At 61.1% G+C, this 14,611-nt stretch carries 8 protein-coding genes; 4 read left to right on the plus strand and 4 right to left on the minus strand.

Going from position 1 to position 14,611, the window contains the following annotated elements; all coding sequences use genetic code 11:
* Positions 1-1,209 precede the first annotated feature (1,209 nt).
* Positions 1,210-3,405 carry a 1,4-alpha-glucan branching protein GlgB gene (gene glgB, locus QMB98_RS00590; protein WP_371683692.1) on the plus strand — a complete coding sequence of 732 codons (2,196 nt, stop codon included), beginning with the start codon at positions 1,210-1,212 and terminating at the stop codon, positions 3,403-3,405.
* 114 nt (positions 3,406-3,519) lie between these two features.
* On the opposite strand, the gene QMB98_RS00595 is transcribed toward glgB, so the two are convergent.
* The gene (locus tag QMB98_RS00595; RefSeq protein WP_371683685.1) at positions 3,520-6,735 is read right to left on the minus strand and encodes a DUF3427 domain-containing protein; all 3,216 of its coding nucleotides are present in this window, start codon (positions 6,733-6,735) and stop codon (positions 3,520-3,522) included.
* Positions 6,736-6,932: 197 nt separating this feature from the next.
* Here QMB98_RS00595 and QMB98_RS00600 point away from each other — a divergent pair, with 197 nt between their 5' ends.
* Both QMB98_RS00600 and QMB98_RS00605 read left to right on the plus strand, forming a co-directional pair.
* A complete protein-coding gene (locus QMB98_RS00600) occupies positions 6,933-7,946 on the plus strand; it encodes a LacI family DNA-binding transcriptional regulator (protein ID WP_371683686.1) in 1,014 nt (337 codons plus the stop codon).
* Entirely contained in the window at positions 7,947-9,569 is a 1,623-nt protein-coding gene (locus QMB98_RS00605; RefSeq protein ID WP_371683687.1) for a glycoside hydrolase family 13 protein, read from the plus strand.
* Positions 9,570-9,829: 260 nt separating this feature from the next.
* Here QMB98_RS00605 and QMB98_RS00610 read toward each other — a convergent pair whose 3' ends face one another.
* Genes QMB98_RS00610 through QMB98_RS00620 form a run of 3 tightly spaced genes read right to left on the minus strand, consistent with a single transcriptional unit; the run spans position 9,830 to position 13,112 of the window.
* Positions 9,830-10,759, minus strand: coding sequence for a co-chaperone YbbN (locus QMB98_RS00610; RefSeq protein WP_371683688.1), 930 nt, complete (start codon positions 10,757-10,759; stop codon positions 9,830-9,832).
* A gap of 20 nt (positions 10,760-10,779) precedes the next feature.
* Complete coding sequence (locus tag QMB98_RS00615; RefSeq protein ID WP_371683689.1) at positions 10,780-11,847, minus strand: hypothetical protein; 1,068 nt, start codon at positions 11,845-11,847, stop codon at positions 10,780-10,782.
* Positions 11,848-11,849: 2 nt separating this feature from the next.
* Positions 11,850-13,112 (minus strand): hypothetical protein, encoded by a 1,263-nt coding sequence (locus tag QMB98_RS00620; protein ID WP_371683690.1) that lies wholly within the window; start codon positions 13,110-13,112, stop codon positions 11,850-11,852.
* A 150-nt stretch (positions 13,113-13,262) separates the two neighbouring features.
* Between QMB98_RS00620 and QMB98_RS00625 the strand changes: the two genes are divergently transcribed.
* The gene (locus QMB98_RS00625) at positions 13,263-14,537 is read left to right on the plus strand and encodes a cell division protein DivIVA (RefSeq protein ID WP_371683691.1); all 1,275 of its coding nucleotides are present in this window, start codon (positions 13,263-13,265) and stop codon (positions 14,535-14,537) included.
* Positions 14,538-14,611: the final 74 nt, after the last annotated feature.

Below are 14,611 nucleotides of genomic sequence, written 5' to 3' on the forward strand. Positions count from 1 at the left end.
ACTGGCCACATCCTTGTCCTCCAAGAGTTCATGACCGGTGCCCGAGATGCGTGGCGGGTCATGACCGAACAGTCGGCACGTGGCGACATCGACCGCGACTCGATCGCGGCCCTAGGAACGGCCACCCGCGCCATCCACGACACTCTCGCTCAGGTCATGCCGACCAACGAGGTGTCGGAGGCAGATAAGGAGCAGCTGTCGCAGGCGTGGCGCAGGCGCGCCGAAGCCGCCGCTGTTGCGGCCCCCGAGCTGGAACCCCTCCTCCCCCGCATCAACGCCGTCTTTGACGCTGCGACGCAGTCGAGCCAATGGCCGGATCTGCAAAGGATCCACGGCGACTATCATCTCGGTCAGGTTCTTGACGTGCAGGGTCGCTCCTGGGTTGTTCTGGATTTTGAGGGCGAACCGCTTCGTCCTCTCGTTGAGCGCACCGCACCCGATCTCGCCTTGCGCGATGTTGCTGGCATGCTTCGCTCCTTCGACTACGTGGGTGGTCACATCTCCCGCCAGGGTTCAGATCCCGACGCAGCGTTGTCCTGGGTGGACAAGGCTCAGGCCGCGTTCCTCGACGGCTACGGCGAGCTTCCAAAGGGTTCGGATGAGCTTCTGCGCGCCCTCGAGCTCGACAAGGCCCTCTACGAGGTCTCGTACGAGGCTGCACACCGACCCGACTGGATCTCCGTGCCCGTCACCGCCGTCCAGAACCTGCTCGGTAGCGAACCGGTCGCACCACCCAAGCACAGCGCGAGCCCCGAGGCGGCTCCCGCGGAGGGACTCGGACAGTCGCAGGTGGCATCGGCGCAGGCCGCACCACTCGTGGGAGAAGCTGCGGCCGAATCTACGTCGGTCGAACCAACCGTGGCTGCTGAATCAGACGTGGCTTCAGAATCCGCGGTGTCTGCTGAACCTGAACCAGTGTCCGAATCTGTAGAAGCTTCTGAAGCCGATACCGCCTCCGACTCCGATTCGGACCCTTCAGAGGCATCCGAGACGGTTTCTCACGCGGCTCTCGCGGCGACTGCCGCGGCTAGCGTAGCTGTCGGCGCTGGTGCGGTTGCCGTGACCAGTACCGAGGATGAGACCGAGGCTGAGGAAGTGCAGGATTCAGATCCTGATAGGGCTGATGAGGAGGCCGACTCCGTCACTGATTCCGCCTCCGAAGAGGGCAGCGACGGGCTAGCCTTAGATAACCAGGGGAAAGAGGTCAACATGGAACTTAAGCCAGTAGAGGTATCACAGGATGATTTGGCGGCGGTCGCCTACGGCGATTTTTATGCCCCGCACGATGTCCTGGGCCCGCACGTTGGTGAGGACTCGGTTACCATCCGCGTGATCCGCCACCTTGCCACGGCAGTGACCATTGAAACGGATCGGGGCGACGTCGAGGCGACCCACGAGTACAACGGTGTGTGGGTTGCGGTCGTTGAGGGCGCCGAAATTCCGGATTACCGTGTACGCGCCGCCTACTCGGAGGACTTGGAGACCCTGACGGACGATCCGTACCGTTTCCTCCCAACCGTTGGCGAGCTTGACACCTACCTGTTCGGTGAGGGCAGGCACGAGGAACTGTGGGACATGCTTGGCGCCCACGTCAAGACCTACGACTCTCCCCTTGGCACCACGACCGGTACCGCCTTCACGGTGTGGGCTCCGAACGCTCGCGCTGTCCGCGTTGTTGGCGACTTCAACCACTGGAACGGCAAGGCACATGCCATGCGATCGCTTGGCACCTCCGGCGTGTGGGAACTCTTCATCCCCGATGCGGTTGAGGGACAGGCCTACAAGTTTGAGATTCAGTACCGTGACGGTTCTTGGCATCAGAAGGCCGACCCGATGGCACGCCGCACCGAGAAGCCACCGCTGACGGCCTCAGTGATTGCCCAGTCCCACTTCGAATGGGATGACGATGCGTGGGTCTCGAACCGTTCCGCTAGGAACCCGCTCGATGGTCCCATCTCCATCTACGAGGTTCACCTGGGCTCGTGGCGCCTCGGCCTTAGCTTCAAGGAGATGGCTGAGCAGCTCATCGGTCACGTCAAGTACATGGGCTTCACCCACGTGGAGTTCATGCCGGTGGCAGAGCACCCGTACGGCCCCTCCTGGGGCTACCAGGTGACCTCCTACTACGCTCCGTCGGCACGCTTCGGCACCCCGGACGAGCTCCGTTACCTCATCAACGAGCTCCACAATGCTGGCATCGGCGTCATCATGGACTGGGTGCCCGCCCACTTCCCGAAGGACGGTTGGGCACTCGGACGCTTCGATGGCACCCCGCTGTACGAGGATCCGGATCCCACCCGCGGTGAGCATCCCGACTGGGGAACCTACATCTTCAACTACGGTCGCCACGAGGTCCGCAACTTCCTTGTAGCGAACGCCCTGTACTGGCTGGGAGAGTTCCACATCGATGGCATCCGTGTCGACGCCGTGGCCTCCCTCCTCTACCTGGACTACTCTCGCGAGGATGGTCAGTGGCAGCCGAACGTGTACGGCGGCCGCGAGAACCTCGAGGCGATCTCGTTCCTTCAGGAAGCTAACGCCACCGCGTACCGTCACCACCCCGGCATCATGATGATCGCCGAGGAATCGACGTCGTGGCCGGGAGTCACGGACTTGACCGAGAATGGCGGCCTTGGCTTTGGCCTCAAGTGGAACATGGGCTGGATGAACGATACGTTGCGTTACCTAGCCGAGGAACCGATCAACCGCCGCTACCACCACGGCGAGATCACCTTCTCCCTCGTGTACGCGTTCTCCGAGCAGTTCCTCCTGCCGATCTCCCACGACGAGGTTGTGCACGGTAAGGGCTCCCTGTACTCGAAGATGCCGGGTGATGACTGGCAGAAGCGAGCGGGTGTTCGTTCCCTCTTTGCCTACCAGTGGGCACATCCCGGCAAGCAGCTCATCTTCATGGGTCAGGAGTTCGCTCAGATCGATGAGTGGAGCGAAAGCAAGGGTCTCGACTGGTGGCTGACCGAGAACCCGGATCACGACCAGGTGATGTCTCTGGTTGCGGAACTCAACCGACTCTACGTTGAGCACCCTGCACTGTGGGGCGATGACTTCACGAACCACGGTTTCGAGTGGATCGAGGTCTCCGATGGTGACCACAACGTCCTCTCTTTCGTCCGCAAGTCGAAGGACGAGAAGGACTGGCTGGTTGCGGTCGTGAACTTCGCCGGCACCCCGCACGAGAACTACCGTGTTGGTCTCCCCTTCCCGGGTGAGTGGGAGGAGATCCTCAATACGGACGATCCTGCCTACGGTGGTTCCGGTGTCGTCAATACCGAGATCAAGACCGATCCGATTGGTTGGAATGGTCGCGCTCAGTCCGCGGCCCTGCGTGTTCCTCCCCTCGGTGTCATTTGGATGGTTCCCAAGTCATTCAAGAGGCTCGAGAAGTAGTAACTATCACTAGCAAGAGTCGTGGGGTCCAGGATGGGCCCCACGACTTCTTTGTATGTACCGAGAGTTCAGAAGAACAGGTAACAGGAAGAACTCGGTGGCACTGAAGGATTCCTAACCTGCCGCCTTGGCAATATTGAAGACATCGGCCGGCATGTCAGTCTCCAGCTCCCAGGTGATGTGCATGGGTTGAGACCCCTCATGATGGAGATACTTCACGGGTCCAAGGAACATGTAGGGCTCTGTGGCGCCGGGGATGGGGCCACCTGTCTTCGATCGCCTGACGAACAGGAGTGGCATCTTCACATCGGGTCCAATCCCCTGCAGCATCTGCCCCCGGGATGACTCGGGGCTCGTGCTGCCCTGGCTATCCCACGCAAACATGTCAGTAGCGACCGCGTAATCCTTGTACATGGTCTGCGGAGAGAAGTGCTTCTCGGTCTTCTCAAGGGTCACGAGCAGAGCCACAGCATCGAGAGCGTCAGACTCGAGAACTCCTTCGACGACGCTGCTCGGTGGCCGCCCATTCTTCTCGTGCGCACCGAGACCTGCGAATAGCTCCTCGCGACTGTAGTAACCGTGGGTCACGAGTGGAGAGCGTCCTTCGAGGCCATGGGCTGGAGCAAACACTTGTCTGTCAGCATCGGCGACAAGCTCCCAGACCTGCTCGAGTTCATCGGCAACAGCTGGGTACTGGCGGAGCACGGTCAGTGCCTCGTCAAGGGTGAACTTCTCGGTAGCTCCAGCGAACTTTCCGTTCGTCCAGAACGAGTAGGCCAGCATCCATGCCAGCCGACGTTCGACATCGCTAAGATCGGCCTCGACAGACTTCCCGCGCAGGAGTTCCCTGTATCCGTCGACTCGACCGGGGTCGTTCACGGACGTGAGAGCGATGATCCGGTTCTGGATCTCAACAAACCTCTCATCCGAAAACAGGTTCGTCAGATGGCTTTCCACACCTGAGGCAGCGACCAGCGAGGTCCACGTCCGCTTCGCCTTACAGTTGCCAATCTGCACATCGGCCGTGAACCTATAGATGTGTTCGAGGCCCCGACCGGTTTCAGCAAGGAAGGCCGGCAGCTGGCTCACAGCTGGTGTGCCCGTGTGCTGTTGCCTGAGGAAGGCACCAACCTCTGGGACGAGCTTCCTGGTCGGTACTTGGAGGGCGTCTTTCAATCTGGCGAGGATCAGGCCTTGAGCGATCTGGTCAAGCTGGATCGAACACCCTGCAGGCACGTCCGCAAACCCTTCCTCAACCATCTTCTCGGTCAATCGTCCGCCACGGCCGAAGACCGTGTACTTGCGATCGAAGCGGAAGAGCTTGGATTGATTACCGACGAAATCGAGGACGGTGAGAACGGCCTTCTTGGGCGCCCTGCGCAGTCCCCTACCGAGCTGTTGCTGGAACAAGGTCGGGGACTGGGTGGGACGGAGCATCAGGATCGTGTCCGCCTCGGGGATGTCGATGCCTTCGTTGAAGATGTCGACCGTGAAGATGATTGCGAGAGGATCGCTGTCGGAGAGTAGCCGATCAACGGCGTTACTGCGTATGCTCGTGTCGCTCTCGCCGAGGAGAACCTCTGCTGGAATGTTCGCCCTGTTGAAGGCCTCAGCCATGTACTCTGCGTGGCGCTTAGAGGAGCAGAATCCCAGTGCCTTCATGCTCCTCGGATCGGCAACCTTCCGTTCGAGTTCTTCGAAGATGACGCTCAGTCGCCTCTGGGCAGTCTCTTCTCTATCGATGTAGATCCGATCGAGTTCGGATGATTCGTAGTTGCCCTGGCGGAGTTCGAGTGCAGAAAGGTCAGTGCCATCATCGATACCGAAGTAGTGAAACGGGACAAGCAAATCCGCATCGAGAGCATCCCAGAGCCTCAGCTCGGTGGCGATCCTCCCGTCAAAGAACTCATCGGCAACGTTGGTTCCGTCCCCGCGCTCTGGCGTGGCCGTGAGGCCGACAAGCTCTTGAGGTTGAACGAAGTTGATGAGGTCGCGATAGGTCCGAGCATCAGCGTGATGGAACTCGTCGATGATGACGACATCGAAGTGGTCTCTTGACAGGTGGTCTATGGCGCCACGACTGAGCGACTGGATGGTGGCGAACACATGGTGCCACTCTTCGGGCCGCTCACCATCCCCCAGGATCTCTCCGAGTCGGTTCTTGCGGAGTGTTGCTCGGAAGGCTTCTCGAGCCTGATAGAGGATCTCGCGTCTGTGCGCAACAAACAGGAGCCGTGGCTCTTCGAGTTGCTCGGTCAGGTTCCTGAAATCGAGGGCGGAAAGGATGGTCTTGCCCGTGCCGGTTGCTGACACCACAAGGTTTCGGTGATGGCCACGGGAGCGCTCCGCTGCCAGGTGATCGAGCATGCTTGCCTGATGTGGGCGGGGATAGACATCGAGGAACGTCGTGTTGATCGCCTCGAGTGTACGGACCTGACCGCCCTCGCGTCGCGCTCTCGATAGCGCAGCATCGAGTTCATCGAACTGCTCCGGGCTGTACGTCACGAACTGGGGATCATTCCAGTACAGCTCGAAAGAGGCACGGAACTGCGCAAGTGCCCCGGGGGTTGTGACGCTCGAGAGCCGCACATTCCATTCGAGTCCGTCGGTCATGGCAGCGGCAGACAGGTTCGACGAACCAACGTAACCCGTGCTGAAACCCGAGTCCCTCTCGAACAGCCACGCCTTTGCGTGAAGCCTCGTCGACTGGTTCGCGTAGCTGATCTTGATCTCAGCTCCCAGGTCGTGGAGCTTCTGCACCGCCTTCGCATCCGTGGCCCCCATGTACGTCGTTGTCACGATGCGGAGGGGAACGCCCCTCCCCCTCAGGGCCTCAAGTGTCTGCTCGATGAGGTTGATGCCGCTGACCTTGAGGAAGGAACAGATGAGGTCCACACGATCCGTACTCGCAAGCTCCTTCGTGATCTCGCTCTTGAGCGATGGCTCCTTCGGACTGTTTGTTAGGAGGGAAACGCCGGACAGAGGAGTGCTCGGCCTGGCAAGTTTCGTCTTGCGTTCTGCAAGAGCGACGAGTTGCTGAAACGACCCTCTGTCCTTGTCGTCATGGGCGCTCCAGTTAATTGCGTCCGCCGGATCGATTGACTGGAGCGCGCGATTGACAATGTCGACGCGCTCCTCCTTGGTGACGATGGTGAGCTGGTGTTCGAGCCGCTGGGCAATGTAGGTGGAGAGGACCCGGATGCGTTCGGCCTCTTCGACCTTTTCGAACGTGGGTTCCGATTCGACCGGAAAGAGCTCCTTCGGCAACCGTGCCGAGTCAACCAGCTCGTACACACCGTATGGCAGCTTATCCCCATCAACTGACTTCATGAGTGCAGCCTAGCAAGCTGCGTAGCCCAATATTTCAGATCCGGTTGCAAGAAGCGACTCTGAGTTGCATGTCCGGAAACAAAAGTGAACGAGAAAAGATAAAGGGGCAGGTTGAGGTCCTAAAGTCCGTACTTCCCCGTTGCAATCCATTACAATTTACCGTTAGATAACCAATTGTCAGCTCGAAGGACGGTTCGATGGCGAAGAAGATTCGCTTGGCCGATGTCGCGGAAAAGGCCGGTGTTTCCACGGCCACGGTTTCCCGCGTTCTCAACTCAAAGTCGACTGTTGCGTCCAGTACCAGGCAGCTTGTCATGGAGGCGCTGAATCAGCTTGGTTACGAGAAGCCCGTTGAGTTTCGAGAGGCCGGCGGCTCCAGGATCGGCATTGTGACACCCGATTTTGCATCGACCGTTGCACCCACGTTCATCGCTGAACTCGTGGCACTCGTGACGGCAAACGGCTACGCTCCCGTCGTCCTCACTCACACCTCCGGTACGGGTGGTCCCGAGAGCTATTTGCAGATGTTGGTCGAGCAGCAGGTTGCTGGCGTCATCTTCCTGTCCGGTTTCGATCAGGATGATTCGGAGACCGTGCGCCGCTACCTCTCCTACGGGGAACGTGAGATCCCGTTCGTGACGATCAATGGTCGCAACCCCAACATCGGTGTCCCGGACTTCTCAACCGACCACGTTGAGGCCGCACGCGAGTCCGTCCGCCACCTGTACCATTCCGGGCATCGTTCCATTGGGCTCATTGCCGGCCCGGAACGCTTCCGTCCGGCCCAGGACATGGCGATGGGTTACCGGCAGATGATGATGGAGCTGTGTCCCGATAGCGACCAACTGGTCGTGCACGCGCACCTGAGCCCAGAGGATGGGGCTCGGGCAACCGATCAGCTTCTCGACTACGGCATGACCGCCATCATCTGCGGTACGGACATTCTTGCCCTTGGTTCCATTCGGAAGATCCGCGAGCGCGGACTGCGGGTCCCAGAGGACGTGTCGATCATCGGTCACGACGATTCGCAGCTGATGTCGTTTACTGCTCCCCCACTCACGAGCAACAGGCAGCCGGTTCGTGAGATTGTTCGGGCCGCAGTCGGTACCCTGGTAGAGATAATGACGGGAGGGAATCCGGAGCGGGTTCCGATGACCTTCCGTTCCGAACTGATCACGCGCGGCTCGTCCGGCGCAGCACCGAGGGAATAAATGATTCTGACCCACCCGAGTTCTGGAGAATGGTGGCGTTCCGCCGTTATCTACCAGATCTACCCACGTTTCTTTAAGTCGACCACCAATGGCGTTGGTGACCTCCCCGGCATCACCTCGAAGCTCCCCTACATCTCATCCCTCGGAGTCGATGCCGTGTGGATCTCGCCGTTCTACACCTCACCCCAGAAGGACCACGGCTACGACGTCTCGAACTACCGGGATATCGATCCGCTGTTCGGCAGTCTTAACGATGCGACGGAGCTGATCCAGAAGGCGAACGAGCTCGGCATTAAGGTCATTGTCGACCTGGTTCCGAACCACACCTCCGATCAGCACGTGTGGTTCCAGGAGGCGTTGAACTCGCCGAAGGGATCCGAGCCACGCAATCGGTACTGGTTCCGTGAGGGTAGGGGCGAGAACGGCGAACTGCCGCCAACGAACTGGCGGAGCGTGTTTGGTGGGCCAGCATGGACTCGCGTCGAGGACGGTCAGTGGTACCTGCACCTGTTCGATTCGTCCCAGCCCGACCTCAACTGGGAGAACCCGGAGGTAAGGGAGGAGTTCGAGTCGATCCTGCGGTTCTGGCTCGACCGCGGTGTTTCCGGTTTCCGTGTCGATGTGGCTCACGGTCTCATGAAGGACCCGGAGCTTCCCGACTGGGATCACGACTGGGCGATGGTCTCGGGCCTAGATGACGACAGCGTGTCAGCCCCTCCCATGTGGGACAGGGACTCGGTGCACGAGATCTACCGTTCATGGCGCACGATCGTTGACTCGTACGAGGCGATGATGTGTGCGGAGGCTTGGGTGCACGACGATGCCCGCAGGTCCCTCTACGTCCGACCGGACGAATTCCAGCAGTGCTTCAACTTTTCTTTCCTCTCCAGCCCGTGGTCGAAGGACTCCCTCCAGAACGTGATCGCACGCTCCTATGAGGTCAACAACGGGGTTGGGGCCCCCACGACCTGGGTGTTCAACAACCACGACGTGGTTCGCCTGCCCTCCCGCATGGGGCTCGAGCGCACGGGGAAGGGCCCGAACGGCATCTACGCCACCGATCCCCAGCCCGACTTTGAGCTAGGTACGAGGAGGGCCCAGGCGGCCCAGCTCCTCATGCTGGCACTACCCGGCTCCGCCTACCTCTACAACGGAGAGGAACTCGGACTCCCCGAGCACACGTCCCTTCCCGACGAGGCACGACAGGACCCCACGTTCTTCCGCACCAAGGGCGAGGAGGCGGGCCGTGATGGCTGCCGCGTCCCGCTCCCCTGGGTGTCCGCGGAACCCGGTGCGGGCTTCTCCCCCACGGGCGAAACCTGGCTCCCCCAACCGGACGGGTGGAACGGCTTCGCCGTCGATGTTCAGGAGGCCGACCCGGACTCGAGCCTCAACTTCGTGAGGAAGGCTCTGGCCCTCCGCTCGCAGAACGGCCTTGGCACCTCCGGGATCGACGATCAGTCCACGGACACGACCCTCGATTACCTGGTCGGTGACATCCGTGTCATCACGACCTTCGATGATGAGGCGGATCGGCCCGAGGGATGGCGGGTGGTGTTGTCTTCCACCCCGGTCACTGACACGATCGGTACGGACACGACGGCCTGGCTGGTTCGGGACTGATGCACGTGCCTGCTGGTGCCAACCACGTGACTGACCACTGGAGCTGACACAGTGCGTCGCCCATGCTTCTCAACCATGAGATTCAGTCATGGGATCCTGAGTCCGAATAGCTACGTAGAACAGGTCGCGCTGTAGACACGGTCTCCACGTAGAAATGGTCACGAGGTCTTAACTAGATAGGGATGGGGGATGCTCACAGTTCGAGCATCCCCCATCCCTATTCGTCTCAGTTATCGCGGTTGTCGCGCGAACTCGGCCTCCTACATCAGTGAGTTGGCGAGCTGCTTGCGCGCCTCGACAACCAGCGGGTCGTGCAGGCCAACGATGGAGAAGTACTCGACGAGGCGTGCTCGGGTCGCGTCACGATCATCGCCCTTGGTTGCCTGCACGACTGCGAGGAGGCGGCCGAATGCGTTCTCGGGACGGTTCGCTGCCATCTCAATGTCGGACACTCGTAGCTGGATCTCCCAGTCGCTGGCCTCGGCGTTCTGCGCCTCGGTCATGACCTGCTGAACGTCGTAGGACTGGACGCGCTGCATGAGCTCGACGCGGAGGAGCTCCACCTTGGCGATCTCGTCGCCCGGGTTCTCCTTGAGGGCCTTCGTGTAGGCCTCGTGTGCCTTGTCGAAGTCGCCTTCGGCAAGGGCCGCGTTGGCTTCCTGGACGTGCACGGGGAGCTCAGGTTCGGGGAGCTTGCCGTTCTCGTCGCCATCGAGCTTGCCCTTGACACCGAGCTGCTGGGCCGCCTGCAGGACCGAGTCGACAGCCTTGCTGACATCCTCCGCCTCCATCGTCCCCTGGAACAGCGGAACCGGGTTGCCGCCCAGGACCGCGAGGGTCGTGGGCACTGCCTGCACCTGGAACACGCCCACGATCTCCGGGGTGGCGTCAGCATCAACCACGCCGAGGCCCACGGCACCGGCGCGTGCGGCCACGATGGTCGACAGGGTGTCGACGAGCTTGATGGAGCCCTCGGAGCGCGGCGACTTGAAGGCGATGATGAGGGGGACGTGAAGGGAGAGCTCAAGGAAGGACTGAATATTCTCCATGGTCACGTCGCGCACGAACGGACCGGGAATCACCTGTTCCCCATTTTCGTTCGTGGTCTGTTCCCGTAGGCGTTCCTGCTCCTTTGCGGGAGCAAGAGTTGAGAGGTCTACTGCCCCTCGAATATTCAATGGTTGAGTCATCCCGTCAATCCTCTTTTTCGTTACTCGTCAGGGTTGGTGGAGGCGTCGTCCGTCACGTTCATGAGAACAGGATAGCTCGTGGCGATCACCTGGACGTTGCCCTCTCCCCTAGCTGGAATGTAGAACGCGACCGTCACGTAGTACGTGGACGTCAAAGTTCCCTGAATATCGTATGACGAATCCGCTTCCCCGGTCATCCACTGCGCCAGCTCATCGCCAACGGTGATCGTGGATCCCGATACGGTGCGGTCGATCGACACGTCGTACTCGAGCGAACCCATGGTGACGGCGCCACCGTCCTCGGTCGCCATGGAGAGCGGACCGTGGTTGAGTGCGCGAGCATCGATGGAGACCGTGCCGGTCTCGCCCAGGGAATCGGAGATCGAGTCGCGCTGAGCGTGGAGGGACGAGGTCAGAGCATCGTCCTCATACGTCACGCTGGTGCTGTCGCCACGAAGCCGATCCGCGTACTCGTTCAGGGCCTGAAGGGGGCTGGTTGCCAGTCCCTCAGCAGAGTCCTTCGCAATCGCATCGGTGTCGGTCGCGAACGTAATGTCTGCCTCTGCCGGCACCAGGTCCGCATAGCCCCACAGCTTGTAGTTGCTGCGGCCGTTCACCTGGGAGAGCACAACGAGCTGATCGTTGGACCCGGTCTCGGGGTTCTCCGTGAACACCATGGCAACGCGCGGGAAGTCGGCTGATGTGCTCCAGGTGGAGGCAGCATCCGTCAGCGGCACGGGAGCGAGGTCCTCTGTGCCGAAGCGCTCAGCGTTCGCGAACTCCGCCTCAATGGTTTGGCGGGCGGGACCGTTGATGCGCTCCACGATGTTCTCGGTGGTGCGCTCCTCGTACGCCTGATCCAGGGCCGTAGAGATCGCCTCCAGCACCTGGTCGGCGCGCTGCGACTGTCCCTCGCCCTCGGTGATGGTGGCATCATCACTCGGCTCCTCGGTGCCGTCCGTGCCCTCCGTGCTCGAGGTCGACGGTGTCTCCACCGAGGGGGTGGGAAGCTCGTCAGCGTCGGAGCAGGCTCCGAGCACCATGGTCGTAGCAATGGCCAGAGCCCAGTACTGTCTCTTCATCTTCATTCTTACTCCTTCGGCCCAAAGCCCCACAGCGAACGCCACTCATCAGAGGAGCCTCGCGTGCCATCTTCCCGATCGTCCGACTCATCTGCGGACGCAGTCTCGGATTCCTTATCCAGGGAGGAGGCCGACGAATCCTCACCGTCGAATTCTCCCACGGTCTCATCATCCGTTTCATCCCGGGAGGCTTCGCCGTCCAGGTTTTCTTCAGTAGCCTCCGAGGCATCTAGTGCCTCGTCGGTCTCGGTCAATTCTTCGGCGCTATCATCGCCGTCCCCTGCCTCAACGAGAGACTCCTCCACGGCGGACTCGGAGTCATCCGCCACCACGAAACCGGCAGCGTCGGAGGAACCGTCTGCCTCATCGGCGGACTCGGTCTCATCCTCATTGGATGCTTCCACGTCGGCCTCGGCGTCAGCCGCTGCACGGAACTCTGCCGCACGCGGGCTCGCGGGGAGGATGCCGGCACCGTAGATGCCGCCCGTCTCCTCCTTGACGTCCGTGCGAACCTCAGACTCGCCGCCATCAGTACCCGCTGCACCATCCTGAGCGGACCTGTCCTTGGCGGAGCCGTCCTTGATGGCGGGGATGATCGTGGTGTCGGTCGAGTCGGCGCGCTCGCGGCGCTCCGAGCGTTCCTGGCTCTCGGCGCGGCGCTTGGCAACAGTCTTCTTCTGGCTCTGGTAAAGGAACAGTGCGCTACCCGCGGCGAGAAGGACAATGCCGAGGATGGCGAGCGGGACCGACCACGGGGTCTGAACGTCGCGCTCCCACGTGATGGTCAGCTCTGGAGTGGTGCCGTCCTGACCGATGGCGATGAGAGTCCAGTCGCCGTCGGGAACCGTGAAGAAGAGCTCCGCCGATCCGTCACCGGAAATGAAGTTCTCGGGGTTGAAGAGGTCCGATCCCTGCAGGGACAGTTCTCCTTCGGGGGCCGTGTCGTTCTCGGGATCAGTCGTGGCAAGAGTCTGCCAGTTCTCCAGTCCCGTGACGGACACGTGCGGCTCATCCCCCAACCACAGATTCGCGGTCGAGGTGGATGCCACCACCATCTCCACCGTCGTGCCTTCGGCGCGGGCCGTCACACGCACAGTGTCGTCAACAAGCTCAAGCACGCCAGCATCAGTTGCGATGATGCCGGACTGAGAACTGGATGCCGTATTCGCCACAATGGTTGTGCTCGGCTTCCACCAGGTGGCAGAGCCAATGCCGATCACAAGCACGGCGACACCAATAACAAGCAGTAGAGCTGCTGGCAGTCGTTTCACGTCGTTCCTCCTCGGTTTATCAGTGCTCAAGCATAGTTGTATAACGATTTCATAAAGTAGTCTTTTGCAAAGAGCGTACTCAGTTTCACACTACAAGGGGTATCAAACTTCCCCGAGCACGTACTCTTAAGGGGTATAGAAAGGATTGCTATGGAGGAATCTCAGTTTCCGATCGTGATGCGTGGGTACGACCGCGCCCAGGTCGATCAGAAGCTTCATGCACTAACCGCGTCCCTGAACGAAACCCGGTCCCAGGTGGCCACACTCGACTCGGAGGTCCTCAAGCTGTCTGGTGAGCTCGCCGAGGCACGCAGGGAACTGGCTGAGAACGACCGGCCCTCCTATTCCGGCCTCGGAGCCCGCGTTGAACGCCTCCTGCGCTCCACCGAGGAGCAGGCACTCGACATCGTCACGCGAGCTAACTCCGATGCTGAGAAGGCCCTTAACCGCGCCAGCCAGCAGGCTTCGTCCCTGACGGAGAACGCTGAGCGTCAGGCCGCTGAACTCCTCGCCAAGGCCCGCCGAGATGCTGATGACGAGAGGAAGTCGTCCACGGCGGCCGCCACCACGGAACTCGACAATGCTCGCGTCAAGGCCGAAGAACTCGTGTCCTCCGCCGAACGCGAGGCGAACCGCCTGCGTACCGAAGCGCAGCACGACGTGGCGGAACTCCGGAGCAAGACCGAATCGGAGGTGAGGAGCCTACGCACCTCCACCAACGAGGAACTCGCCACCCTCCGATCCACCCAGGAACGCAATCTTGCTGAGGAACTGGCCAGCCACCGAAACCGGATCCAGTCCGAGTCGGCAAGCCACAATGAGCGTCTCGCCAACGAGACCACAGAACAGCGCGACAGGCTGGCCCGCGAGCTCGCCGCCCACCAGGAACGCATCGAGAAGGAACGTGCCGAGCACGAGGCACTCCTCTCGTCCGAGAAGGTCGCCCACGACAACCGGATCTCCACCGAGACCGCACAGCTGCGTGAGGATCTCGCCAGGACCGCACAGGAATCAGCCGACTCGCTCGCCGCGGAGGAAGCCTCCCAGCGTCAGGCCATGAACACGATGGTGTCCGAGGCCGAGAAGAAGGCCACGGACGCTGAAAGGCGCCTCTCCGAGGCCGTGAGCCGCGCCGAGGCCCTGCGCACCACCTCTCAGGCGGATGCCACCCAGCGCGTTGCCCAGGCCACCGCAGAGGCAGAGGAGATTCTTTCAGAGGCGCGGGCACAGGCCGGAGCGATCCTGTCGGAGGCACGCGAGACGGCACGCACGGAGCGCGAGTCCGCTCAGGAGCACGTCGCTCAGCTCACCGCCCAAAGGGATTCGCTGACGTCGTATCTGGAGGACATGAGGTCACTCCTCTCCTCCGATCAGGCTAAGACCCTGACCGACCTCACCGAAGGCTCAGAGAACACCGACAACTGACCAAGCGACGTTGAGGCGAGCACGCTACCGCGTGCTCGTCACATTGGTGGCTCTTCATAATTGGGGGTGTAGTT

The sequence above is a fragment of the Flaviflexus sp. genome (assembly GCF_041440645.1).
Taxonomy (GTDB): Bacteria; Actinomycetota; Actinomycetes; order Actinomycetales; family Actinomycetaceae; genus Flaviflexus.